The organism is Aliigemmobacter aestuarii (assembly GCF_004799285.1).
Taxonomy (GTDB): Bacteria; Pseudomonadota; Alphaproteobacteria; order Rhodobacterales; family Rhodobacteraceae; genus Aliigemmobacter; species Aliigemmobacter aestuarii.
This window is the reverse complement of the sequence record NZ_SSND01000001.1, coordinates 521,407-543,769: the sequence shown is the minus strand read 5'-3', so window position 1 is coordinate 543,769 and position 22,363 is coordinate 521,407. Positions and strand designations below refer to the sequence as shown.

General features: G+C 65.3%; 23 protein-coding genes. 10 read left to right on the top strand and 13 right to left on the bottom strand.

The window, feature by feature from the left end:
• Window positions 1–28: 28 nt before the first annotated feature.
• Window positions 29–1,387 (bottom strand): surface lipoprotein assembly modifier, encoded by a 1,359-nt coding sequence (locus E7811_RS02535; protein ID WP_136393014.1) that lies wholly within the window; start codon window positions 1,385–1,387, stop codon window positions 29–31.
• Entirely contained in the window at window positions 1,387–2,406 is a 1,020-nt protein-coding gene (locus E7811_RS02530; protein WP_168732883.1) for a hypothetical protein, read from the bottom strand. The genes E7811_RS02535 and E7811_RS02530 overlap by 1 nt, the downstream gene beginning before the upstream one ends.
• A gap of 244 nt (window positions 2,407–2,650) precedes the next feature.
• On the opposite strand from E7811_RS02530, the gene thyX reads away from it, so the two are divergent.
• Complete coding sequence (gene thyX, locus E7811_RS02525) at window positions 2,651–3,556, top strand: FAD-dependent thymidylate synthase (protein ID WP_136394197.1); 906 nt, start codon at window positions 2,651–2,653, stop codon at window positions 3,554–3,556.
• Between the two features lie 147 nt (window positions 3,557–3,703).
• Here the strand turns inward: thyX and E7811_RS02520 are convergent, their stop codons facing one another.
• Window positions 3,704–3,970 (bottom strand): hypothetical protein, encoded by a 267-nt coding sequence (locus E7811_RS02520; RefSeq protein WP_136393012.1) that lies wholly within the window; start codon window positions 3,968–3,970, stop codon window positions 3,704–3,706.
• A gap of 238 nt (window positions 3,971–4,208) precedes the next feature.
• On the opposite strand from E7811_RS02520, the gene E7811_RS02515 reads away from it, so the two are divergent.
• Entirely contained in the window at window positions 4,209–4,535 is a 327-nt protein-coding gene (locus E7811_RS02515) for an arsenate reductase family protein (protein ID WP_136393011.1), read from the top strand.
• Between the two features lie 80 nt (window positions 4,536–4,615).
• Here the strand turns inward: E7811_RS02515 and E7811_RS02510 are convergent, their stop codons facing one another.
• Window positions 4,616–4,822: a cold-shock protein gene (locus tag E7811_RS02510; protein ID WP_136393010.1), complete on the bottom strand. Its 207-nt coding sequence runs from the start codon at window positions 4,820–4,822 to the stop codon at window positions 4,616–4,618.
• Window positions 4,823–5,022: 200 nt separating this feature from the next.
• On the opposite strand from E7811_RS02510, the gene E7811_RS02505 reads away from it, so the two are divergent.
• A complete protein-coding gene (locus E7811_RS02505; RefSeq protein ID WP_136393009.1) occupies window positions 5,023–5,379 on the top strand; it encodes a hypothetical protein in 357 nt (118 codons plus the stop codon).
• A 16-nt stretch (window positions 5,380–5,395) separates the two neighbouring features.
• Here the strand turns inward: E7811_RS02505 and E7811_RS02500 are convergent, their stop codons facing one another.
• From E7811_RS02500 to thrS, 5 genes are all read right to left on the bottom strand, one after another.
• Window positions 5,396–5,923, bottom strand: coding sequence for a DoxX family membrane protein (locus E7811_RS02500; protein WP_136393008.1), 528 nt, complete (start codon window positions 5,921–5,923; stop codon window positions 5,396–5,398).
• Window positions 5,924–5,927: 4 nt separating this feature from the next.
• Window positions 5,928–6,668, bottom strand: a complete 741-nt coding sequence (locus tag E7811_RS02495) for an HvfC/BufC N-terminal domain-containing protein (protein WP_136393007.1) — start codon at window positions 6,666–6,668, stop codon at window positions 5,928–5,930.
• Complete coding sequence (gene bufB / locus E7811_RS02490) at window positions 6,665–7,531, bottom strand: MNIO family bufferin maturase (protein ID WP_136393006.1); 867 nt, start codon at window positions 7,529–7,531, stop codon at window positions 6,665–6,667. The genes E7811_RS02495 and bufB overlap by 4 nt, the downstream gene beginning before the upstream one ends.
• Before the next feature lie 59 nt (window positions 7,532–7,590).
• On the bottom strand, window positions 7,591–7,884 hold the full coding sequence (locus E7811_RS02485; RefSeq protein WP_136393005.1) for a BufA1 family periplasmic bufferin-type metallophore: 294 nt from the start codon (window positions 7,882–7,884) through the stop codon (window positions 7,591–7,593).
• A gap of 221 nt (window positions 7,885–8,105) precedes the next feature.
• On the bottom strand, window positions 8,106–10,055 hold the full coding sequence (gene thrS, locus E7811_RS02480; RefSeq protein ID WP_136393004.1) for a threonine--tRNA ligase: 1,950 nt from the start codon (window positions 10,053–10,055) through the stop codon (window positions 8,106–8,108).
• Between the two features lie 249 nt (window positions 10,056–10,304).
• Between thrS and E7811_RS02475 the strand changes: the two genes are divergently transcribed.
• The 3 genes from E7811_RS02475 to E7811_RS02465 all read left to right on the top strand — a co-directional run bounded on the left by E7811_RS02475 (window position 10,305) and on the right by E7811_RS02465 (window position 12,748).
• On the top strand, window positions 10,305–11,057 hold the full coding sequence (locus tag E7811_RS02475) for an alpha/beta hydrolase (protein ID WP_136393003.1): 753 nt from the start codon (window positions 10,305–10,307) through the stop codon (window positions 11,055–11,057).
• Between the two features lie 119 nt (window positions 11,058–11,176).
• Window positions 11,177–12,034, top strand: a complete 858-nt coding sequence (locus E7811_RS02470) for an alpha/beta hydrolase (protein WP_246020169.1) — start codon at window positions 11,177–11,179, stop codon at window positions 12,032–12,034.
• Between the two features lie 3 nt (window positions 12,035–12,037).
• Window positions 12,038–12,748 carry an alpha/beta fold hydrolase gene (locus tag E7811_RS02465; RefSeq protein WP_136393001.1) on the top strand — a complete coding sequence of 237 codons (711 nt, stop codon included), beginning with the start codon at window positions 12,038–12,040 and terminating at the stop codon, window positions 12,746–12,748.
• Between the two features lie 53 nt (window positions 12,749–12,801).
• On the opposite strand, the gene phaZ is transcribed toward E7811_RS02465, so the two are convergent.
• Window positions 12,802–14,097 carry a polyhydroxyalkanoate depolymerase gene (gene phaZ / locus E7811_RS02460; protein WP_136393000.1) on the bottom strand — a complete coding sequence of 432 codons (1,296 nt, stop codon included), beginning with the start codon at window positions 14,095–14,097 and terminating at the stop codon, window positions 12,802–12,804.
• Between the two features lie 103 nt (window positions 14,098–14,200).
• Between phaZ and phaC the strand changes: the two genes are divergently transcribed.
• The 4 genes from phaC (at window position 14,201) to E7811_RS02440 (ending at window position 18,293) form a co-directional block, all read left to right on the top strand.
• Entirely contained in the window at window positions 14,201–15,994 is a 1,794-nt protein-coding gene (phaC, locus tag E7811_RS02455) for a class I poly(R)-hydroxyalkanoic acid synthase (RefSeq protein WP_136392999.1), read from the top strand.
• A 142-nt stretch (window positions 15,995–16,136) separates the two neighbouring features.
• Window positions 16,137–16,586 (top strand): Phasin, encoded by a 450-nt coding sequence (locus tag E7811_RS02450; RefSeq protein WP_136392998.1) that lies wholly within the window; start codon window positions 16,137–16,139, stop codon window positions 16,584–16,586.
• 150 nt (window positions 16,587–16,736) lie between these two features.
• A complete protein-coding gene (gene phaR / locus E7811_RS02445) occupies window positions 16,737–17,300 on the top strand; it encodes a polyhydroxyalkanoate synthesis repressor PhaR (protein ID WP_136392997.1) in 564 nt (187 codons plus the stop codon).
• 42 nt (window positions 17,301–17,342) lie between these two features.
• The gene (locus E7811_RS02440; protein WP_136392996.1) at window positions 17,343–18,293 is read left to right on the top strand and encodes a LysR family transcriptional regulator; all 951 of its coding nucleotides are present in this window, start codon (window positions 17,343–17,345) and stop codon (window positions 18,291–18,293) included.
• A 50-nt stretch (window positions 18,294–18,343) separates the two neighbouring features.
• Here the strand turns inward: E7811_RS02440 and E7811_RS02435 are convergent, their stop codons facing one another.
• The 3 genes from E7811_RS02435 to E7811_RS02425 all read right to left on the bottom strand — a co-directional run bounded on the left by E7811_RS02435 (window position 18,344) and on the right by E7811_RS02425 (window position 22,347).
• Window positions 18,344–19,537 (bottom strand): DegT/DnrJ/EryC1/StrS family aminotransferase, encoded by a 1,194-nt coding sequence (locus E7811_RS02435; protein ID WP_136392995.1) that lies wholly within the window; start codon window positions 19,535–19,537, stop codon window positions 18,344–18,346.
• Window positions 19,538–19,681: 144 nt separating this feature from the next.
• Entirely contained in the window at window positions 19,682–20,983 is a 1,302-nt protein-coding gene (locus tag E7811_RS02430; protein WP_136392994.1) for an NAD(P)/FAD-dependent oxidoreductase, read from the bottom strand.
• A gap of 8 nt (window positions 20,984–20,991) precedes the next feature.
• Entirely contained in the window at window positions 20,992–22,347 is a 1,356-nt protein-coding gene (locus E7811_RS02425; protein WP_136392993.1) for a glutamine synthetase family protein, read from the bottom strand.
• Window positions 22,348–22,363 lie beyond the last annotated feature (16 nt).

The following is a 22,363-nucleotide window of genomic DNA, read 5'->3' as shown; positions in this document are numbered from 1 at the left end:
TAGCAGAGCGGGGGCCGATTGCGACCCCTCAGAAGGCGCTTTCGAAACCCAGCGACAGGCCAAAGTCGCGCGCGTCGAACAGGCCGACGTTGGATCGCGTCTCGCCCGCCGTCACCTGCAGCGTGGGCACAAAGCCCATGTAATCGACCTGCTCGAAAGTCATCGACAGGTTGGCCGAAAGCCGGTCGTCCTGCCGCCCGCCGGGTGCATAGCGTGACCGGTCATAGTCGCGCCGCTCGAACTCTACCCCGGCCGAAAGGCGGATGCCCTGCACGGGTTCCGCCTTGGTCCACCCGAGCCGCAGGCTTTGCGCGTCATGCGCCATCTCCACCGATCGCGACCAGGTCCGGGCAAGGCCGATCTCGGCCTGCAGCCGGTCGCGGTTGGCAAGTTGCCGGACCCAGCCGAAATCGGCCTTTGCCTCGTCCGAGGATTGCAGCGTGCTGTCACGCCGCCAGTTGCGTTCCGCCGCGAAGGCCAGTTGCACCGCGTCCCTTCTGCCGATCGACCGGTCGAATTCGGCCTGCAGTTGCAGATAGTCCGACAGATCCTCGCCGCCGTACCAGTTGTGGCCGAAGGTCGCGCCAAGACCGATCCCGAAGGGCGACTGCACCGGGTCGATCTGATGCCGGATCCCCGCCTCGATCGCCGAATAGGCGAAATCGCTGCCCGTCGCGCCGGGGGCGATGCGCTTGGCCTCGGACGACAGCCACACCGATTTCTGCATCGCCGAAAAGCGCAGTTCCGTCGTCGAATATTCGCCCGGAAGCAGCCGGTAGGTGGCGGTCACGCCGGCCGTGGCCTCATACCCCGACAGCGCCCGCGCGGCGCCGCTCAGGTCCACGGGAAAGCCGTAGAACCAGAACGAATTCCGCCGCGATCCGTTGTTCACGTTCGACGAGGGCGAGGCCGAGAAATGGAAGTCGAACACCCAAGGGTTGCGCGACCGGACATAGGTGAAAGCCTCTTCGGCCTCGGCCCGGGCGCCCGGATCCGGTGCGACCTCTGCCGCCCGGCGCAGCCACAGTTGCGCCGCCGTCCGGCGTTCGTCCGAGGCAAGCGCCTGCGCCATCACCATGGCCGAACCGAACCGCAGCCTGTCTTCCCCGGCCAGTCGCCAGGCTGACCGCGCCGCCGCCTGCGCCTCGTCCGTGCGCTCCAGATCGCGCAGCGCCTGGCTTTTCAGGATCAGCGCCTGCACGTCGCCCGGATCGCGCGACAAAAGCGCATCGACCAGTTCCAGCGTCCGGCCGGGTTCGCCCGTATCCAGCAGGATCTGCGCCGCGACCCGCATCTCTTCGGGTGACAGGCGGGTTTCCGCGTCTGCGGCCCCCGCTGTGACGCCGGCGCAAAGCGCCAGCGCCCAGGTCAGACGGGGCAGGCGCATCAGTTGGAGTCGCGATAGACGATAAAGCCGCCGGTTTCGCGCATCGTCACGTTGTCGAGTGTCGGATATTCCGCCTCGGACACCACGATGCCCACGATCTCTTCGGCATTGGTGCCTGACATCAGCGCATAGTAGCGACCGGATTCATGTTCGCGCGGGCCATCCGACGTTGCCACGGTATTGCCGACCTCGCCGAGGATTTCACCGTTGCGGTCCATCACGCCCGGTCCGATCTTGAACAGCAGCACCGGAAGCCGCGACTGCCCCACCTCGGTATCTTGGCTCAGCAGGTCAAGATAGGCATCCGTCACGTCATTGCCCTGCAGGTCGATGTAGCGCCGGTTGCGGATCTCGCCGCGCACCGCTGCGCCGTCGTTGAAATCGTCGAAGTCGATGTCGATCACCGCCCGGCCCTGGGTGAAGCCGACGCCGCCGCTGCCGCTGAAGTCGCGCACCGCCGCGTAATCGCCCCGATAGCTGGCCTGACCCGACCGCGGCAGGCGCACGCCACCGTCACGCTGATAGATGAACCCGCCAAACCCATAGGTGCGATAGTCGCCGGTTCGCACGATTGCGAATTTCGTCCGGCCCGACCGCGACACGCCATAGATGGCACGGTGGTTGAACTGGTTGATTTCCTCCCCGGTCAACGGGTCGGTGGCCTTCAGCCGCGCTTCGTAGACGGCGTAGGGGCCGATCGCGCTGACCGCGCGGCCGCGACGATAGGGGCGGTCGCCGTCAAAGGCCAGGCCGTCGACGGCGAACGTATCGGTGGCGCGGTCATAATTCACCGAACTGACCCGGCCGTTGCCCGAATCCGCGTCATCGGCATCGCCTCTCGGCTCATACCGGATGATCCGGCTGGATGACGTGGGGTTCTGCGTGCCTGGCGGATAGTTGAGATCGCCCGAGATGCCGTCGCCGCCGCCATCATCGGTGCCGCCGTCGGTACCGCCATCGGTGCCACCGTCGGTGCTGCCGTCCTCGGCAACGAAGGGATTTCCTGAACAAGCCGCCAACAACAACAATACCCAGAGTGCGTGTCTTGCGCGCGCCATCTTTTCTGTCCCATTACCAAAGGTCTTGAGCGAAAACGTGCCGGAAAAACCCTTGTTCGTCAACGCCCTTGCGCGGTTTCTTAAACTGGGCGGGGGATTGACGCAGGAAGGCAACACGCCGCATATGGCGGTTTCCGCGGGGCCGCCTGCTAGATATAGTGTCAGACGACTCGCGCCCGCAGACATTTCACGAAAGGCCATGCCGATGCCCCTGACGCCCGACCAGATCGCCGAAATCGAAAGCCAGCGCGCCAACCCGCGCCCGACCCTGCGCGCCGTCTCGGACGGGATGGAGGCGCATCTGTACCGCGCGCATCAGGTTCTGGATCACGGGTTTATCCGGGTGATCGACTACATGGGCGACGATGCCGCCATCGTGCAGGCCGCGCGCGTCAGCTATGGGGCGGGCACGAAACACGTCCAGAACGACGAAGGGCTGATCCGCTATCTGATGCGGCACTGGCACTCGACCCCGTTCGAGATGTGCGAGGTCAAGCTGCACGTCAAGCTGCCGGTCTTCGTCGCCCGCCAGTGGATCCGCCACCGCACCGCCAACGTCAACGAATACTCCGCCCGCTATTCGATCCTCGACCGCGAATTCTATATCCCCGCGCCAGAACAGCTGGCCGCGCAATCGACGGTGAACAACCAGGGCCGGGGCGAGGTGCTTTCAGGGGCCGAGGCCGCGCGCGTGCTGGAAACGCTCAAGCGCGATGCCGCGCAATGCTATGACGATTACGAGGCGATGCTGAGCCAGGACGGCCAGCAGGGCCTGGCCCGCGAACTGGCGCGGATGAACCTGCCGATGAACATTTACACCCAGTGGTACTGGAAGACCGACCTGCACAACCTGTTCCACTTCCTGCGCCTGCGCGCCGACGCCCACGCGCAATACGAGATCCGCGTCTATGCCGAGGCCATCTCCGCCTGCGTGAAGGACTGGGTGCCCCTGGCCTATGCCGCCTTCGAGGACTACCGCATGGGCGGCGTCACGCTGTCGGCCAAGGCGATTGCGGTGTTGAAACGGCGCCTCGCCGGGGAAGCGGTGGAGCAGGCGGATTCCGGCATGTCCAAGGGTGAATGGCGGGAGTTTTGTGAGGTGTGGGGGTGAGTCGTTTTTCTGGGCGGTTTAGCGGCTCAGAGGCTGTTTTCGACCTGTCGCCCTGCCAAATATCTGAACGAGCGTAGCGCAGGCCCCCCACGAAAAACCCCCGCCGAACCGGCGGGGGTTGGGTACCAGGGAAACACTGTAACCGGATCACTCTTTCGCGGGGCGGCTCGACACCTGGCCACCCGTCAGGGTGCTGCCGATGTTGCCCCAGCCGCCGTTGCCGCCGCCCGAGACGAAGCTGGCCACGCCACCGTTGCCTTCAAGGCCAAGCGCCTCTTTCAGCGGCGAGTTGTTGCCGCCGCCGCCGCCCTTGAGGGCCGAGGCCATCGACTTGGCGTTGGTCGGGTTGTCGGCCAGAACGGGGCTTGCCAGGGCAAGCAGGGCTGCGGCCAGTACTGCGGTCGTCTTGGTCATCTCGTTTCCCCCCATGTCGGTTGATGACAGTCAAGTGCAGGGCATTACGGCCCGGCGCGCCCGACGGATCGCCCGATCACGCGGATGTCATCCCGCGCCAGCCTGCCGTGATCGGGCCAAGGCCCCGCCCGCCCGGCACCTTGCAAGCGGCGCGCGCGCCCCGTAATCCTGTCGCCAACGGCCGATCCGGCGGCGACTGAAGCCCCGGACCCGCCCCAGGCACGAAAGGTTGCGGCACATGATTCTCTACGGCATTCCCACTTGCGATACCTGCAAGAAGGCGCAGAAGGCGCTGGAAGCGGCGGGACATTCCGTCAGCTTCCGCGACATCCGCCGCGACCCGCTGACCGCGACCGAGATCGCCCGTCTGGTGGCGGAATTCGGCGACCGGCTGATCAACCGGACGTCAACCACCTACCGGGGATTCAACGATTTCCTGAAGGCGTCCGAGGCCGAGGTGCAGATCGCCGAGGCCCCCACGGTGATGAAGCGCCCGGTGATCGAGGCGGACGGGGCGCTTTACCTCGGCTGGGATGAGGCGGTGCAGGCGAGCCTGCTGAAATGAACCGGCCCACCGGGCGGGGTGGGCCGGAATTCCGTTCGGAATCAGGGGGTTGGGCTTCCGTTTCCGGTGCCCGAGGCTGATCAGAGCAGTTTCAGGTCGCTGGCCGAGGCGCGACCGTCGCGGCCCGCCTGAAGTTCGTAGCCGATCTTCTGATTGTCGTTCAGGCCCTTGAGTCCGGCGCGTTCCACCGCCGAGATATGCACGAACACATCCTTGCCGCCATCATCGGGGGCGATGAAGCCATAACCCTTGGTGGCATTGAACCATTTGACGGTGCCGGTCGGCATTCCGCATCTCCTCTTCAGTCTTCCCGGATCGCGGGATTGCGCCGGGCCGTGCAGCAGGTCTTTCTTGGTCGTCTTGCTGCCAGAGACAGGAGGCGGTCGGAAAGTCTGTCGTCACTGGAAAAATCATGCCAGAACGCCCAAGTAAATCAAGCGTCGCGAAAGGACGGCCTTCGGCGGCGCGAAAGGCAGGAAAGAAATTCATGCGCAACGCGGCACTCGTTCTGGGCATCATCGGCGGCCTCTGGGCCATGGTGATCGGGTTCTTCGGCTATGGCTATACCGTCTTCATCGACACCTATGGCGAAGTGCCGGATCTGGCCACGCAGGTGCAGAACCCGGCGCTGATCAAGGCAGCCGGGTTCCTCGCGCCGATCCTGGCGATTGCGGGCGGGGCGATGGCGCGGTCGGCCAATATGGTCGCGGCGGCGCTTCTGGCAGTGGCGGGGGTGCTGGTGTGGTATGCCTTTGGCTTTGGCGTCTTCACCATGTTCCCGATCGGGATGTGCATGCTGGGCGCGATCCTCGCACTCGCCGCGCGCCAGCCCGACCCGCACTAGCGCAGGCCCAACCCCGCTAGCGCAGACCCAGCATCCGGTCGGCCGAAAGGGGCCCGGCGCCCTTGGCCACAAGCACAAGCAGCAGCAGGATCCACAGCGCCCGCTGATCAAGGATGACGGCATCGGGCAGCCGGTCGAACCACGCGCCCCAGGGCACGCCATGGCCGATGATGTCGGTCGCGCTCTGCACCACGACAAAGCCGATCATTCCAACTGCGGCGAGCCGCGTGAACAGCCCCAGGATGATCAGCGTGGGCAGGATGAATTCGGCCAGCGTCCCCGCCACCACAACCAGGCGGTGGAACAGCCCCAGTTGTCCCGGATCATAGCCCGCCGCCTCCATCGCGCGGGGAAAGATCTGGGCATAGGCCCCCAACGAGGGCGACAGCACGCCGAAAAGGCCGGGGCCGGGCTTGGTCGTGCCCGATCCCCAGAAATACATCAACAGCACCCCGGCAAAGACGATCCGTGCCAAGGTGGGCAGGGTCGGGGCGGACAGGCGTTCGATCTCGGCGGCGAGCCGATTGTAAAGTGTTGCGATCATCGGATCACTCCCTTGTCAGTGCGGTGAGGGCACCGCCCCCGATCAGGATGGAAAGAAGGCCGCTCAGGTCCGGAAGCGGCCCGGCCGCCTCCAGCGCTTCGGCCACGGTCGCGCCAGCGGCCAGTGCCGTGATGAACGCGGCCCCGCCCGCCGGCAGCAGATGCGGCGCCGGATCAAGGCCGGGACGCAGGATCACCACATCCTCCGGCCTGCGCGCGGACGGGGCGGGCGTGCCCCGCGCATGAGCGGACCAGATGCCATGGACGGGCCAGTCGGACCGGATCAGCCGAAGCGCGGGGGAAAGGCCAAAGCGGGCGGCCATGAACTCCTCGGCCGACAGGTCGGCCAGATCCGAATGGGCGAGGGGGGCCGCATCGGCCGCGTGATAGCTTTCGCGCAACGCCAGTTCCAGCCGCGCGACATCCGCCAGATAGGGCAGGTGCGCCACCGGCGGAAAGCCGGTCAGGAAAGCGGGCATCTCGGCGCCGTAAAACATCAGCATCCGGCTTTGCGGGGGATGGGCGCGCAGGAAGACCCCGGCCATCGCCTGAAAGAACTCGGTCCCCAAAAGATCCCGAAGCAACGGGAATCCCTGTTCCAGCGCCTTGGTCAGGCTGACGGCCACATTGTTGCGATAGACATCGAACCGACGGCCCGCAGGACGCCTCGCGGGATCGATCAGGCCGGGCGGGACCGGGCGTTCGGGGTCCAGAAGGGCGGCGTGGAATTCGGCCTGGCCTGTCATGCCCGCCCCCCGGCCATAACGGCGCCCATGATTGCGGCGGCGCGGGCGGCCTCGGCCGCGAGCGTGGGCCAGTCGGGCACGTCATTGTCCCATTCGATCAGCGTCGGCAGCGCGCCGCCGCGGGCGATGCTGCGCGCGTAAAGCCGCCAGACCGGATCAGCCACTTCGGCCCCGTGGCTGTCGATCAGCAGGGGGGCGCCGTGATCGTCTGCATCCACGTCATGCCCGCCCAGATGAACCTCGCCCACCAGATGCAGCGGGAACCGGTCGATATAGGCGTCCGTGTCCCAGCCCTGGTTGGTGCAGCTGACATGGACGTTGTTGACATCCAGAAGCAGGCCACAGCCCGTGCGGCGGGCGATCTCGGTCAGGAAGTCGATCTCGTCCATCTCGGTCTCGGCGAAGGCCAGATAGGTGGACGGGTTTTCCAGAAGCATCCGGCGGCCCAGGGTGTCCTGCACCTCGTCGATGTGCCCGGCCACGCGGTCAAGCGTGCGGGCCGTGTAGGGCAGCGGCAACAGATCGTTCAAAAAGGCGCCCTCATGGGTCGACCACGCCAGATGTTCGGAAAAGCTGGCAGGCTTCAGCCAGTCGCACAGCCGCTTGAGCCGCGCGAGGTGGTCGGGGTCAAGCCGTCCCTCGCCGCCAATCGACAGGCCCACACCATGCACGGAAAGAGGAAACCGTTCGGCCAGGTGGCGCAACTGCGCCAGCGGGCGGCCGCCGTCGCCCATGTAGTTCTCGGCATGGATTTCCAGCCAGCCGACCGGGGCAGGGTCCTGAAGGATCGCGGCGAAATGCTGCGGCTTGTAGCCGACACCGGGCATGGCGGGCAGATGGCGGAGCGGGGCTTCATCGAACATCGGCGACCTCTTTAATCGGAAAGCTCCCTTCCGGCATAGGGCCGGAAGGGAAGGCTGCATCAACCTTGCGGCAGATCACGGTCGAGCGCTTCGAGGCTGCCCATCCGACCGTCGGGCAGTTCCATCGTCGCGCAGGTGCCGGTCGGCACGAGCTTCCAGGCGTTGCCCTGATAGTCCACGGTCGAGGTGCCGGCGCAGCTCGTACCCGGGCCGGCAGCGCAATCGTTCTGACCGGCCAGCGAAACGCCAAAGCATTTTTCGTTGGCGTCCTGGGCGGTGGCCGGGGTCACGGTCGCCGAAAGAGCGGCTGCCAGAGCGCCCGCCACGGCGAGGGTCTTGACGTGCTGAGACATGAGGAATTCCCTTGGTTGACTGGTTGATTTCACAGTGATGCCGCACTGTTGCGACACCTCCAGTCGTATGCGGCGGATTGCCTCACCGGCCAATCACAGACCCGTGCTTGACGCCGCCGTGAGCGTTTCGGCATCTGCGGCAAGGTCGCGCCGCAATGCCGCAAAAATAAAAAACGCCGGATGGGATCCGGCGTTTTCATTTGTTTTCAAAGTGTTCGAGATCAGCGCAGGTCTGGCGGAAGCGCCTCGGCCGTCAGTTCGGCTACAATCTGATCCAGCGATTTCGTTTCAGTCCGCGTTTCACCAAGGCGGCGGACTGAAACAGTTCGCTCTTCGACTTCCTTCATGCCCACGGCCAGGATCACGGGAACCTTGCCCACGGAATGTTCGCGGACCTTGTAGTTGATCTTTTCATTGCGAGTGTCTGCTTCGGCCCGCACGCCCGCTGCCGTCAGGGCCGAAACGACCTCGGCCACGAAGGGATCGGCATCCGACACGATCGAGGCCACCACCACCTGACGCGGCGCCAGCCAGAACGGAAGCTTGCCCGCGTGGCTTTCGATCAGGATGCCGATGAAGCGTTCGAAACTGCCCAGGGTGGCGCGATGCAGCATCACCGGGCGATGCTTCATCCCGTCTTCGGCGACGAAATTCGCGTCCAGCCGTTCGGGCAGCACGAAATCCACCTGAAGCGTGCCGCATTGCCAGTCCCGCCCGATCGCATCGGTCAGCACGAATTCCAGCTTCGGGCCATAAAAGGCACCTTCGCCGGGGTTCATGATGAAATCGTAGCCCGCCGCGCGGGTCGCATTGGCCAGCGCCGCCTCGGCCCGGTCCCAGACATCATCCGACCCGGCCCGGTTTTCCGGGCGGTCCGAGAATTTGATCTTGAAGCTTTCGAACCCCAGGTCGCGATAGATCGCCGACAGGAATTCGATGAAGCGCTTCGTTTCGCTTTCGATCTGGTCCTCGCGGCAGAAGATATGCGCGTCATCCTGCGTGAAGCCGCGCACCCGCATGATCCCGTGCAGCGCGCCCGAAGGTTCATAGCGCGCGCAGGATCCGAATTCCGCCATCCGCAAGGGCAGGTCGCGATAGGATTTCAGCCCCACGTTGAAGATCTGCACATGGCAGGGGCAGTTCATCGGCTTCAGCGCGTTGATCGTCTTTTCGCGGGCGTGTTCCTCGTCCACCTCGACGATGAACATGTTTTCCTGATAGTTGGCCCAGTGGCCCGAGGCTTCCCACAGCTTGCGGTTCACCACCTGGGGCGTGTTCACCTCGACATAGCCGCCGCGCTTCTGCTGACGGCGCATGTAATCCTGAAGTGTGGTGTAGATCGTCCAGCCGTTCGGATGCCAGAAGACCTGACCGGGCGCCTCTTCCTGCATGTGGTAGAGGTCCATCTCGCGGCCCAGCTTGCGGTGGTCGCGCTTGGCGGCTTCCTCAAGCATGGTCAGATGGGCCTTCAGATCCTCGCGGTTCTTGAAGGCCACGCCATAGATGCGCTGCAACTGCTTGTTCTTCGCGTCGCCGCGCCAGTAGGCGCCCGCCACATGCATCAGCTTGAACGCATCCGCCGGAACCTGCCCTGTGTGTTGCAGATGCGGGCCGCGGCACAGGTCCTGCCAGGGACCGTGCCAGTACATGCGGATCGGCTGGCCATCATCGGGGATCGCCTGAACCAGTTCCACCTTGAAGGGTTCGCCGCGCTCTTCGTAATAGGCGATGGCGCGGGCGCGATCCCAGACCTCGGTCCTGACCGGATCGCGGGCGTTGATGATCTCTTTCATCTTTTTTTCGATCGCGCCCAGGTCCTCGGGCGTGAACGGTTCCTCGCGGTCGAAGTCGTAATACCAGCCGTCCTTGATCACGGGGCCGATGGTGACCTTCACATCCGGCCAAAGCTCCTGCACGGCGCGGGCCATGATATGCGCCAGATCGTGCCGGATCAGTTCCAGCGCCGGGGCATCGTCCTTCAGCGTGTTGATGGCGATGGTCGCGTCCGACGGGATCGGCCATTGCAGATCCCAATGCGCGCCGTTCACCTGCGCCGAGATCGCCGATTTCGCCAGCGACGTGGCAATGGAGGCGGCCACTTCGGCCGGGGTCACGCCGGCGGAAAAGTCGCGCTTGTTGCCATCGGGAAAGGTGAGGGTGATCTGGGACATGTCGTCCTCCTCGTCGGTTTGGCGCCCACGGAACGCCCGGTTGCGGGTTATGTCGGCCGCTCAATGCGCCCTCGCGCGGGGAAAGTCAATCGGGGCATGGCCTTGGCCGCCGAAGGCCGCCCCGCATGGCCCCCCGCGCGGCGGGGCCGGGGGCGCGCCTGCCCGCGCGAAAAGCCTGGACGATCGCCCAGGCTCTGGCCGATGGGGCCGTGGCGCGGTATAGACGGAACGAATGTAACCGGGGGCCGCATGACCGAATTCCTGACCACGCCGCAAGGCCGCCGCATCGCCCATGACCGCCTGCACGGATCCGGGCCGGGGGTGGTGTTTCTTGGCGGCTTCCGGTCCGACAAGGAGGGCACAAAGGCGCTTGCCTTGCAGGCCTGGGCCGAACGGACCGGCCGCGCCTTCCTGCGCTTCGATTATTCGGGGCACGGGCAATCCTCGGGCGAATTCCTGGACGGGGCGATCGGCGACTGGTTCGAGGATGCGCTGGCCGCGATCATCGCATTGACGACGGGGCCGCAGGTCCTTGTCGGTTCGTCGATGGGGGGCTGGATCTCGCTTCTGCTGGCCCGGACGATCCCGGACCGCATCGTGGGCCTTGTCGGGATCGCCGCCGCCCCCGACTTCACCGAAGACAGCATGTGGGCGGGCTTTTCCGAGATCCAGCGCCGCGCGCTGATCGAGGCGGGTCAGGTGGCATTGCCATCGGAATATTCGGACGAACCCTACATCATCACCCGCCGCCTGATCGAAGAAGGGCGCGGGCGGCTGGTGCTGCGCAGCCCGTTGAACTGCGGCTTTCCGGTGCGGCTCTTGCAGGGCACGGCCGATGCCGATGTGCCCCCGGCGGTGGCCCTCAGGCTGCTGGACCACCTGACAGGGCCGGACATCCGGCTGACCCTTGTGAAGGGCGCGGATCACCGTTTTTCGACGCCCGATTGCCTGGCGCTGATCGAGGCGGCTCTCACCGAGATCCTTGGGAAAGGTGCTGCATGAGGTCTTTTGGCAAGTGGCTGGGTCGTGGTCTTGTTTTCATTTTTTCTGTAATTGTTGCGGCGTCGTTTCTTTTTCCGCGCGATCATGTAAGTGAAAATATTACAAATCTTGGCAATGCCTTGCCGGATGATATTGATTCATATCTTCAGGAAGCTGAATCGCAAAATTCGAACATTACACCCGGTGCGGAGCGGCGGATCGTCTGGGCCGTCGAACCGGGCCGCAGGACGCCCGTCGCGGTCGTCTACCTGCACGGGTTTTCCGCCACGTCCGAGGAAATCCGCCCCGTTCCCGATCGCGTTGCCGCAAGTCTTGGCGCGAACCTCTACTTCGCGCGCTTGACCGGGCACGGGCAGGATGGCGCAGCGCTCGCCGCTGCGCGGGCCGATGACTGGATCGCTGACCTGTCCGAGGCTCTGGCCATCGGGCGGCGGATCGGCGACCGGACGATCCTGATCGCGACCTCGACCGGGGCGACGCTGGCCAGCTTTGCGGCGACCGACGCGGCGGCTTCCGAGGGCCTCGCCGGGGTGGTGATGATCTCACCCAACTTCGGGCTGCGGTCGGTCGCGGGGCGCATCCTCGACCTGCCCTTGGCGCGCTGGTGGGGGCCGGTCGTCGCCGGGGCCGAACGCAGCTTCACCCCCCAGAACGAGTCGCATGCCCGCTGGTGGACGACGCGCTATCCCACGACTGCGCTGTTCCCGATGGCGGCACTGGTCCGTGCGGCGCGCGATCTGCCGTTCGATCGGGCGCAGGTCCCTGCGCTGTTCCTGTTCTCGCCCGATGACCGGGTGATCGACCCGGACGCCGCCGCCGAGGTCGCCCGCGCCTGGGGCGGACCGGTGCAGGTCGAACGCCGCCACATGGCACCGGGGGACGATCCCTATTCCCATGTGATCGCGGGCGACATCCTGAGCCCCGGCCAGACGGCGGAAACGGTCCAGCTGATCCTGACCTGGGCGCGGGGGCTCTGAGACATGTCCGATCCCGTCCTTTTGATCCCCGGAATGATGTGCGATGCCCGGCTTTACCGGCATCAGATGAAGGTCCTGTCGCGCGACCGGGCCGTGATGGTGGCGCCCCTGACCGGGGCTGCGACCGTGACCGACCTGGCCGCCGCGATCCTTGCCGTGGCGCCGCCCCGCTTCGCCCTTGTCGGGCTGGGGCTTGGCGGGGATGTGGCGCTGGCCATCCTGGGGCGGGCCATGGCGCGGGTGACGCGGGTCATCCTGATGTCGACCGACCCTCTGGGCGAGACACCCCAGGCCGCCGCCGCCCGCGAGCCGAGGATGGTGGCCGCCCGCTCCGGCCGCCTGGACGAGGCCCTGACCGGGGAAATTCCGGACAACAGCCTGGCCGACGGCCCGCAAAGGGCCGAGATCCTCAGGCTTCTGCGTGACATGGCTTGGGGGCTGGGGCCGGATGTCTTTGTCAGCCAGAGCCGCGCGATGCAGCGTCGCCCCGATCAGCAGCGCGTGCTGCGGTCGGCCCGGTTGCCCGCGCTGATCATGGCGGGCGCCGAAGACAGGCTTGTGCCGCTGCGCCGCCAGCAGTTCGCCGCCCATCTGATGCCTTTCGCCACGGTTCGCCAGATCGAGGGGGCGGGGCATCTTTTGCCGCTGGAACAGCCCGAGGCCGTCACAAGCGAAATGATCGCGTTCCTCGCCGGTCCGATGATGCTGCGCTAGAAGGCGGGGCAGGGCGGACCTTGGGCCGCGCCGCCCCCCCCGGAACACGGCGATCAGGCCCCCGAAGCGAGCCGGATCGACGGTTTGGCGGGCTTGCGCGGCGCGGGCGTGTCGGCCCGTCCGGAATGTTCGTCGATGAAATTCAGAACGAGCGGGCGGATGTTCAGGCGCCAGCTCTTGCCCGCGAAGATGCCGTAATGCCCGGCGCCGGGTTCCACATGGTGGGCCTTCTTCGATTCGGGCAGCCCGGTGCACAGCTTCAGCGCCGCGACGCACTGGCCGGGGGCCGAGATATCGTCATTCGCGCCTTCCACGGTCTTGACCGCAACGCGGGTGATCGCGCCGATGTCCACATGCTTGCCCGCCACGGTGAATTCGTTGCGCGCGATCTCGCGGTTCTTGAACACGCGCTCCACCGTCGACAGGTAGAACTCGGCGGTCATGTCCATGACGGCCAGGTATTCGTCATAGAACCGGTTGTGCGCATCGTGATCCGACGCTTCGCCCCGGGCGGCGCGCATGATCTGGTCCTGGAAGGCCTTGGAATGGCGTTCCCAGTTCATCGACATGAAGCCCGCCAGTTGCAGAAGCCCCGGATAGACCAGCCGCCCGGCGCCCTTGTACTTGAACCCGACGCGCTGGATCGCCCACTGTTCCAGCTGGCCCATCGTCACCCGGCGGCCGAAGTCGGTGACTTCGGTTGCGGCGGCGTCCGGGTCCACCGGCCCGCCGATCAGCGTCAGGCTGCGCGGCTGCGCCTCGGGGTCCTCGCCCGCCAGATAGGCGGTCGCGGCCAGTGTCAGCGGGACCGGTTGGCAGACGGCGATCACATGGGTGTCGGGCCCCAGGGCGCGCATGAAATCGACAAGATAAAGCGTGTAATCCTCGACATCGAACTTGCCGGCGGAAACCGGGATGTCGCGCGCATTGTGCCAGTCGGTCACGAAGACGTCGCAATCGGGCAGGAGCGAGGCCACGGTCGACCGCAACAGCGTCGCGTAATGGCCCGACATCGGCGCCACCAGCATCACGCGCCGCGCCATCGGTTCACGGCGGCGGACGGAAAACTGGATCAGGTCGCCGAAGGGGCGTTCCACCACGCGGACCACATCGACCAGATGGTCGGTGCCGTCCGGCCCCACGATCGACCGGATGCCCCAGTCGGGCTTGGCCACCATGCGGGCAAAGGTCCGTTCCGTCACGTCGCCCCAGGCGGCGGTCATCTGGAAGATGGGGTTCATCGACAGCGCGAAAGCCGGATAGGACGCCATCGCACGCGCCGTCGCGCCCAACCATTCGTTGGTGTTGCGCATGCTTTCCATCAAGTCGTAGGTGGCCATGTACTTCATGCGCGTCCGTGTCCCTTCACCGACTGAGTCCAAATCGTCGCTTTAAACGCGGCAAACCCCAAGCTATGCTGCGTAGCGGCGAGGATAGGGGGGAAAGATTAACATGACAACTGAAGAGAAGGACGCAGGCGAGCGGCTCGAGCGGCTGAACGCCAATCTGGCCAAACTCGACGAGTTGTCCAAGCGTCTCACGTTGGCGCTATCACACCGCAAACAGGCTGATCCGTCGCTGCACGGGCCCAGTCAGGACGTCTACGTGAAGGCCGCCGCAGCCTATGTTGCGGAAATGATGCAGAACCCGTCGAAAATTCTCGAAGCCCAGGTGAACTACTGGGGCAAGACGCTCAAGCACTATGTCGATGCCCAGCAGGCGCTGCTTTCGGGCGAGTTCAAGGCCCCTGCGGACCCGACCCCGAAGGACCGCCGATTCGCCAATCCGCTTTGGGAAAGCCATCCGTTCTTCAACTATCTCAAGCAGCAGTACCTGCTGAATTCCGAGGCGATCACCGGGGCTGCGGCCGCGCTGGAACATCTGGAACCTTCGGAAAAGAAGCGCGTGGAGTATTTCACGCGCCAGATCGTCGACATGATGTCGCCGACGAATTTCCTGGGCACCAATCCCGACGCGCTGGAAAAGGCGATCGCGACCGATGGCGAAAGCCTTGTCCAGGGGCTTGAAAACCTCGTCCGCGACATCGAAAGCAATCAAGGCGAGCTTCTGGTCACGCTGGCCGACAAGGAAGCCTTCCGCGTCGGCCAGAACATCGCGACGACGCCCGGCGCGGTCGTCTATCGCAACAAGATGTTCGAACTGATCCAGTATGCGCCGACGACCGAGACGGTGCACAAGACGCCGCTGCTGATCTTCCCGCCGTGGATCAACAAGTTCTACATTCTTGACCTGAAACCGCAGAACAGCCTGATCAAGTGGATCGTGGACCAGGGTTTCACCCTGTTCGTGGTCAGCTGGGTCAATCCGGATGCTTCCTATGCCGACGTGGGGATGGATGACTATATCCGCGACGGCTTCATGCAGGCGATGGTCGAGGTCCGCCGCATCACTGGCGAGGAACAGATCAACTGCGTGGGCTACTGCATCGCGGGCACCACGCTTTCCCTGACGCTGGCGCACCTTCTGAACCACGGCGACAAGTCGGTGAAGTCGGCCACGCTGTTCACGACGCTGACCGATTTCTCGGATCAGGGCGAAGTGGGCGTGTTCCTCAACGACGACTTCGTTGACGGGATCGAACGGCAGGTCGCACAGGACGGGATCCTGTCCAAGCTGTTCATGTCGCGCACCTTCAGCTTCCTGCGATCGAACGACCTGATCTATCAGCCCGCGATCAAGAGCTACATGATGGGGGAAACCCCGCCTGCCTTCGATCTGCTGTTCTGGAACGGTGACGGCACCAACCTGCCGGCAAAGATGTCGGTGGAATACCTGCGCGGCCTGTGCCAGAGCGACGAGTTCTCGAAAGGGACCTTCACGGTGATGGGGCGCCCCGTCAGCCTGAAGGACATCACCCTGCCGGTCTGCGCGATCGCCTGCGAGACCGATCACATCGCCGCCTGGAAGGGCAGCTTCAACGGCGTCCGCCAGTTCGGCTCGAAGGACAAGACCTTCATCCTGTCGGAGTCCGGCCATATCGCCGGCATCGTCAACCCGCCCACCAAGGACAAGTACGGCCATTACACGAACGACGGGCCGATGACGACGCCGGACGAGTGGAAGGCAGGCGCGACCTATAACAAGGGGTCATGGTGGCCCCTGTGGAAAGAGTGGCTGGCGAAGCGCTCGGGCAAGCAGGTTCCGGCCCGCGTGCCCGGTGATTCGACCAACCCCGTCCTGGCCCCGGCGCCGGGAACTTACGTTACGGCAATCCCAAAGGCTTGATTCAAGGCCGGAATTCCGAACGGCACGCGCTCTCCTCGCGGTTTTGCTGCAGCGCAGAAAAAGAGGTTGATTTTCTGCACTGCAGCATCTATGTTCCTTTCATCAGGAAACGGGCCAAGCCCGAACCATTTGGAGCAAGACAATGACCAAGACCCCCGACTTCACCAAAGTCATGCAGGACATGATGGCTTCGTTCCCGGTTGACGCGGCTGCGTTCCAGAACGCGTTCAAGACCCAGGCCGCCATGGGCGAGAAGCTGTCGAAAGTGGCTCTGGAAGCCGCTGAAAAGTCGACCGAGATCACCGCCAAGTGGGCCAAGGACGCGATCGCCAAGATGTCCGACGCCACCAAGGCGAAGGCTGATCCGGCCGAATACACCAAGGCCGCTTCGGACCTGGCTTCGGCTGCTGCCGAAATGGCTGCCGAGAACATGGCTGCCTTCGCCGAGGTCGCCAAGAAGGTTCAGATGGAAACCGTCGAACTGATGCTGGCCGCCGGCAAGGACGCGACCGAGGAAGCCACCGCTGCCGTCAAGAAGGCCACCGCCGACGTGACCGCGGTTGCCAAGAAGGCCGCTGCTGCCGCGAAGTGATCTGACGATCGCCCGCGTCCTCCACTCCTCCCTGTCGGAAGACGCGAAAGGGCGGGCCTCGGTGCCCGCCCTTGTTTTTTTTCTGCACTGCCGTAAGGTTTTCGGCAGCGCAACAAGAAAGACGCTGCAAAGATCAAGGGAGGGAGGCCGATGGCCGATACCGACAAGCCGCTGCTCATCAAACGCTATGCCAGCCGCCGCCTCTACAACACCGAGACCAGCGACTATGTCACGCTCGAGGATATCGCGGGCTTCATCCGCGCCGGGCGCGAGGTTCAGATCGTCGATCTGAAATCCGGTGACGACCTGACCCGCCAGTATCTGCTGCAGATCGTGGCCGAACACGAAGCCAAGGGCGAGAATGTCCTGCCGATCAACCTCTTGACGGATCTGGTGCGCAGTTACACCTCGGGCATGCAGTCGATGGTCCCGCAATTCCTGCAATCCTCCTTCGACATGCTGCGCGAAAGCCAGTCCAAGATGATGGAGAACTGGCAGCACCTGCCCAACCCGATGTCGGGCGTGCCGGGGTTTGAGGCGATGCGCAAGCAGCAGGAGGCGTTCCTCAAATCCATGATGGGCGGGATGAAGGGCTGGGGCACCTCGGGCCCCGTGCCCGAGGCCGAGGACGAAAAGGAAAGCCCCGCGAACGACGAACTGGCCCAGATCAAGAAGCAGTTGGCCGAACTTCAGTCGAAGCTGTCCAAGCTCTGACCTGACGGGGCAGGCGCGGGCGGGCGCGGGGAAGGGGACGCGATGGCCGAAACCCAGGGCCGCGTGACATTATGGGCGGCCGAGGTGTTCCTCGCCGCGGCCGAAGAAGGTGCGATTTCCGCGGCTGCCCGTCGGCTGGGATCGTCGCCATCGGCCGTCAGCCAGCAGATTTCCGGGCTGGAAGCCGCACTGGGGGCGGTGCTGATCGACCGCGCCGTGCGACCCCTCAGGCTGACGCCCGCGGGCACAATGTTCCGCCGCCATGCCCAGACCATGCTGAAGGCCGAGGCCGAGGCCCGCGCCGAACTGGCGCTTGCGGACCTGTCCGGGCTCACCACCCTGCGTCTTGGCATGATCGAGGATCTGGACGGCGACGTAACGCCGCGGCTTTTGTCGGGGCTTGCCGGGCGTCTGGCGGGCTGCCGCTTCCTTCTGGAAACCGGCCCCAGCCACCGGCTTCTTGACCAGCTTGAGGCGCGCGCGCTGGATGTCGTCGTTTCGGCCGAACTGGGCACCGAAAAACCGGGCGAGGATCAGTCGCTGGAAATCCATCCGCTGATGGCCGATCCCTTCGTCGCGGTCTGGCCACGGGGGCAGGCGGGGGCCGATCTGCCGATGATCCGCTACACCGCGCGGCACCTGATGGGGCGCCAGATTGCGGCGCATCTGGCACGGCTGAACCTGTCCTACCCGTCGCGCTTCGAACTGGACAGCTATCACGCGCTGCTGGCGATGGTGGCCGATGGCGCGGGTTGGGCGATGCTGACCCCCCTCGGGCTTCAGCACGCAGGCGCGGTCGCCGACCGGATCGAGGTTTCGCCCTTGCCCTTCGCGCCGCTGGAACGGTCCATCGCGCTGACGGCCCGGGCGGGCGTCCTGCAGGACCTGCCGGCACGGATCGCCGTCGATCTTCGCGGCCTTCTGGCTGACAGGGTGATTGCGCCCTCGCTTGCGCGCTGGCCGTTCCTGTCCTCCGCGCTCCGCCTCGCCTGAGCGGGGCGGGCGGATACCCGTTCAGCGGCCCCTGATCAGAGTCCCCCCGATCAGCGGCCCAGGGCTTCGGACGCAGCCGCGATCAGCGCGTCGGCGATGAAATCCAGATCGGCCCGGGTCAGACGCACCGGCAGCCGCACGTCGCAGGCCCGCATCAGCATCGCGCGCGTCTGCGGCAGCTCGGGCGTCTCGCCCAGGAATTGCCAGTTCCAGAAGGCGCGCGCGTTGTCGTCCGACAGGCCGAAGACCTGAACCACTACATCCCGCGCCTTGGCCGCCCGCTGGAAGGCACGCGCCTGTTCATCCGTGTCAAAGCCCACAAGGTTGAACTGGATCGAATCCGGCGCGCGTTTCTCGGGCGCCAGCGGCGGCGGCACATGCAAGAGGCCCGAGGCGTTCAGCCGCGCGGCCACATGGTCATGGTTCTCGCGCCCCTTGCGGACGCGCTCGGCCACCAGCGGAAGTTGCGGGCGGATCACTGCCGCTGACAGGTTCTGCATCCGCATGTTGTAAAGCGGCAGCCTGTTCTGCCAGGCGACATAGCTGTTCTGCAGGCCCGGATGCTTTTTCCAGTTGTGTTCATAGGCGCCCGACATGATGACCGCCCGCGCGGCCAGTTCGGGATCGTCGGTGATCAGCATCCCGCCTTCGCCCGCATTCACCAGCTTGTAGGACTGAAAGCTGAAGCAGCCGATCTTGCCGATCGTGCCGATGGTTCGGCCATGCCATGTCGTACCCAGCGAATGGGCTGCGTCTTCGACGACCGGCACACCTGCGGCGTCGCAAAGCCGCATGATCGCGTCCATGTCCGAGGTGTGGCCGCGCATGTGGCTGATCAGAACCGCCTGCGCCCCGGGCAGCTTGGCGGCGAAATCGGCCATGTCCACCCGGTAGTCCCGGCCGACCTCGACCAGGACCGGCACGCAATCGGCATGGACCACCGCGGAAGGCACGGCAGCGAAGGTGAAGGCCGGAATCAGCACCCGCGCCCCCGCCGGAAGGTCCAGCGCCTTCAGCGAAAGGAACAGCGCCGCCGAACAGGACGACACCGCCAGCGCATAGCGCGCACCCAGCAGTTCGGCGAATTCGGCTTCAAGCAGCGCCACCGGCGCGCCTTCGGGGGCGGTGTAGCGGAACAGGTCGCCCGATTGCAGCAGCGCCTCGATCGCCTCGCGCGCCGCCGCCGGAATCGGCTCGGCGTCATAGACATTCGGGGCGGGGCTGTGCTGTCCGTCGGGGGCCATGTGCAGTATTCCTGAAACCTAGCTTCGGGAAATCTGTATATGACGGCGCGCATGAGGGCCAGCGACAATTCGGTAACGCGCGGCCTTCTGCCGGGTCGGGGGGCTGTCTGCCCCCCCCCCCCCTTTCCTGACGGCGGTGCCGTGTCAGAGGCCCAGGCGGTCGCGCATCGAATACCAGGTCATCGCCGCGACCAGCATCGGCCAGCGCAGCGCGACGCCACCGGGAAAGCGCGGCTGCGGCAGGCTTGCCATCAGGTCGAAACGGTCGGTCTGTCCCTGAACCGCCTCGGCCATCATCCGCCCCGCGAGCGTGGCCAGTGCCACCCCATGCCCCGAATAGCCCGAGGCCGACCAGACATTCGGCCGGGGCCGCGCAAAGCAGGGCATGCGGTTCATGGTGATGGCCAGTGTCCCGCCCCAGGCATAGTCGATGCGGGCGTCGGCCAGATGCGGATAGACCTCCAGCATCGGCTTCGACACCGTCTTGACGATGTCGGGGAACTTCCAGCCATAGCTTTCCCCGCCGCCGAACAGAAGCCGCCCGTCTTCCGACAGATGCCAGTAGTTGACGACGAACTTGGTGTCCGCGACCGCCACCGGGCGCGACAGGACCGTTGCGGCCCGGTCGCCCAGGGGTTCGGTCGCCACGATGAAGTTGTTGATCGGCATCACCTTGGCCGCGACCTTCGGCTCCAGCGATCCGAGATAGCCGTTGCAGGCCAGGATCACCTGATCGGCCACCACGCGACCCCGGTCGGTGCGCACCACGGGGCGCGGATCGTCGGTGATGTCATGGACCACCGTGCCTTCATGGATCACCGCGCCCGCCGCCGCCGCGGCCTTCGCAAGGCCGATGGCGAAGTTCAGCGGGTGGATGTAGCCCGCGCCCCAGTCGATCTCGCCGCCCTGATAGACGGGCGATCCGATGAGGGCGCGGATCCCCTCGCGGTCCAGAGGTTCCAGCCGGTCGTAACCGTAGTCGCGGCGCAGCTTTTCGGCATAGGCGTGGGTTTCACGCACCTCGGCTGCGGTCCAGCAGGCATGGGCGATGCCCGGCCGGAACGAAAGCGGCATGGCATGATCGGCGATCAGCGACCGGACCAGCGCCTTGGCTTCTTCGGCCACATCCCACAGGCGGCGGGCGTTTTCGCGTCCGGCCACCTTTTCGATCCAGACCTGATCCTGCCGCTGGCCCGAGCCGACCTGCCCGCCGTTGCGCCCCGAGGCGCCGAAGCCCACGCGATGCGCCTCGACCAGAACCACCCGGCGCCCGGCCTGTGCAAGGTGAAGCGCCGCCGAAAGTCCCGTGAACCCGCCGCCGATCACGCAGACATCGGCCCTGACCTCGCCGCGCAGGGGCGGGAACGGATCGCAAGGCGCGGCGGTCGCAGCATACCAGGAGGCAGGGTATTGGCCCGGCCGGTCATTCGCAAAAAGAAGGTTCATCCCCGGCCTCAGACGTTCAAGAGCAGGTGCTCGCGCTCCCACGGGCTGATGACTTGCAGGAACTCCTTGTATTCATTGCGCTTCACGCTGTCATAGACCTTGCAGAACTCGACCCCCATGACCTCTTGCAGGGCGGAATCCTCGTCCAGAAGGTCCAGCGCGTCGCCCAGGTTCACCGGGATCTCGTCGCTGTCGATATAGGCCGATCCGGTGAATTCGGGGCGCGGCGCGCGCTTTTCCATCAGGCCGAGATAGCCGCAGGCAAGCGTCGCCGCGATGCCCAGATAGGGGTTGCAATCCATCCCCGGCAGGCGGTTTTCCACCCGGCGCGCGGCAGGGCCTGAAATCGGCACGCGCAGCCCCGTGGTGCGGTTGTCGCGGCCCCATTCCAGGTTGATGGGCGCGGCGAAATCCGGGACATAGCGGCGATAGCTGTTCACATAGGGCGCCATGAACGCCACCGCCGCCGCCATGTGATGCTGCATCCCGCCGATGAAATGGGCGAAGGCCTCGGTCTCCACGCCTTTCGGACCGGCAAAGATGTTCTTGCCCGACTTGGTGTCGACGATCGATGTGTGAATGTGCATCGCTGATCCAGGCTCGCCCGCGATGGGTTTGGCCATGAAGGTGGCGAAACAGTCGTGGCGCAGCGCCGCCTCGCGGATCAGTCGCTTGAAAAAGAACACGTCATCGGCCAGCCGCACCGGATCGCCATGAGCGAGGTTCAGTTCGATCTGGCCGGCGCCGCCTTCCTGAAGGATGCCGTCGATTTCCAGCCCCTGCGCCTCGGCGAAATCATAGATGTCGTCGATCACCTTGCCGTATTCGTCGACCGCCGACATTGAATAGGCCTGCTTGCCCGCAGCGCGCCGCCCGGTGCGGCCCATCGGCGGCTGCACGGGGATGTTGGGGTCGATGTTTCGGGCGGTCAGGAAGAATTCCATCTCGGGCGCGACCACCGGCCGCCAGCCCTGTGCCTCGTAAAGGCTGACGATCCGCCGCAGGACGTTACGCGGCGCGAAGGGCACGTAGTTGCCCTCCTGGTCCTTCGCGTCATGGATGATCTGCAAGGTCACGTCGGCCGTCCAGGGGGCGGCCGTCGCCGTGCTGAAATCCGGTTCCAGGATCATGTCGGGTTCGGTAAAGGCGTCGAAGGGGCTGTCGGCCCATTCGCCCGTGATCGTCTGCAGGAAGATGGAATTCGGCAGGAAATAGCTGGTTTGCTTGGCGAATTTCGCGGCAGGCATCGCCTTGCCACGGGCCACCCCGGCCATGTCCCCGATGATGCATTCCACCTCATCGACCTTGCGGCCGGCAATGAAATCCTGTGCTGCCTCAGGCAGTTTCTTCGTCCAATCGGACATGCGTCACACTCTTGGT

Coding starts and splice junctions, on each gene's coding strand:
- E7811_RS02535 (WP_136393014.1), bottom strand. CDS start 1,387: ATGCGCCTGCCCCGTCTGACCTGGGCGCTGGCGCTTTGCGCCGGCGTC.
- thyX (WP_136394197.1), top strand. CDS start 2,651: ATGCCCCTGACGCCCGACCAGATCGCCGAAATCGAAAGCCAGCGCGCC.
- E7811_RS02520 (WP_136393012.1), bottom strand. CDS start 3,970: ATGACCAAGACGACCGCAGTACTGGCCGCAGCCCTGCTTGCCCTGGCA.
- E7811_RS02515 (WP_136393011.1), top strand. CDS start 4,209: ATGATTCTCTACGGCATTCCCACTTGCGATACCTGCAAGAAGGCGCAG.
- E7811_RS02510 (WP_136393010.1), bottom strand. CDS start 4,822: ATGCCGACCGGCACCGTCAAATGGTTCAATGCCACCAAGGGTTATGGC.
- E7811_RS02505 (WP_136393009.1), top strand. CDS start 5,023: ATGCGCAACGCGGCACTCGTTCTGGGCATCATCGGCGGCCTCTGGGCC.
- E7811_RS02500 (WP_136393008.1), bottom strand. CDS start 5,923: ATGATCGCAACACTTTACAATCGGCTCGCCGCCGAGATCGAACGCCTG.
- E7811_RS02495 (WP_136393007.1), bottom strand. CDS start 6,668: ATGACAGGCCAGGCCGAATTCCACGCCGCCCTTCTGGACCCCGAACGC.
- bufB (WP_136393006.1), bottom strand. CDS start 7,531: ATGTTCGATGAAGCCCCGCTCCGCCATCTGCCCGCCATGCCCGGTGTC.
- E7811_RS02485 (WP_136393005.1), bottom strand. CDS start 7,884: ATGTCTCAGCACGTCAAGACCCTCGCCGTGGCGGGCGCTCTGGCAGCC.
- thrS (WP_136393004.1), bottom strand. CDS start 10,055: ATGTCCCAGATCACCCTCACCTTTCCCGATGGCAACAAGCGCGACTTT.
- E7811_RS02475 (WP_136393003.1), top strand. CDS start 10,305: ATGACCGAATTCCTGACCACGCCGCAAGGCCGCCGCATCGCCCATGAC.
- E7811_RS02465 (WP_136393001.1), top strand. CDS start 12,038: ATGTCCGATCCCGTCCTTTTGATCCCCGGAATGATGTGCGATGCCCGG.
- phaZ (WP_136393000.1), bottom strand. CDS start 14,097: ATGAAGTACATGGCCACCTACGACTTGATGGAAAGCATGCGCAACACC.
- phaC (WP_136392999.1), top strand. CDS start 14,201: ATGACAACTGAAGAGAAGGACGCAGGCGAGCGGCTCGAGCGGCTGAAC.
- E7811_RS02450 (WP_136392998.1), top strand. CDS start 16,137: ATGACCAAGACCCCCGACTTCACCAAAGTCATGCAGGACATGATGGCT.
- phaR (WP_136392997.1), top strand. CDS start 16,737: ATGGCCGATACCGACAAGCCGCTGCTCATCAAACGCTATGCCAGCCGC.
- E7811_RS02440 (WP_136392996.1), top strand. CDS start 17,343: ATGGCCGAAACCCAGGGCCGCGTGACATTATGGGCGGCCGAGGTGTTC.
- E7811_RS02435 (WP_136392995.1), bottom strand. CDS start 19,537: ATGGCCCCCGACGGACAGCACAGCCCCGCCCCGAATGTCTATGACGCC.
- E7811_RS02430 (WP_136392994.1), bottom strand. CDS start 20,983: ATGAACCTTCTTTTTGCGAATGACCGGCCGGGCCAATACCCTGCCTCC.
- E7811_RS02425 (WP_136392993.1), bottom strand. CDS start 22,347: ATGTCCGATTGGACGAAGAAACTGCCTGAGGCAGCACAGGATTTCATT.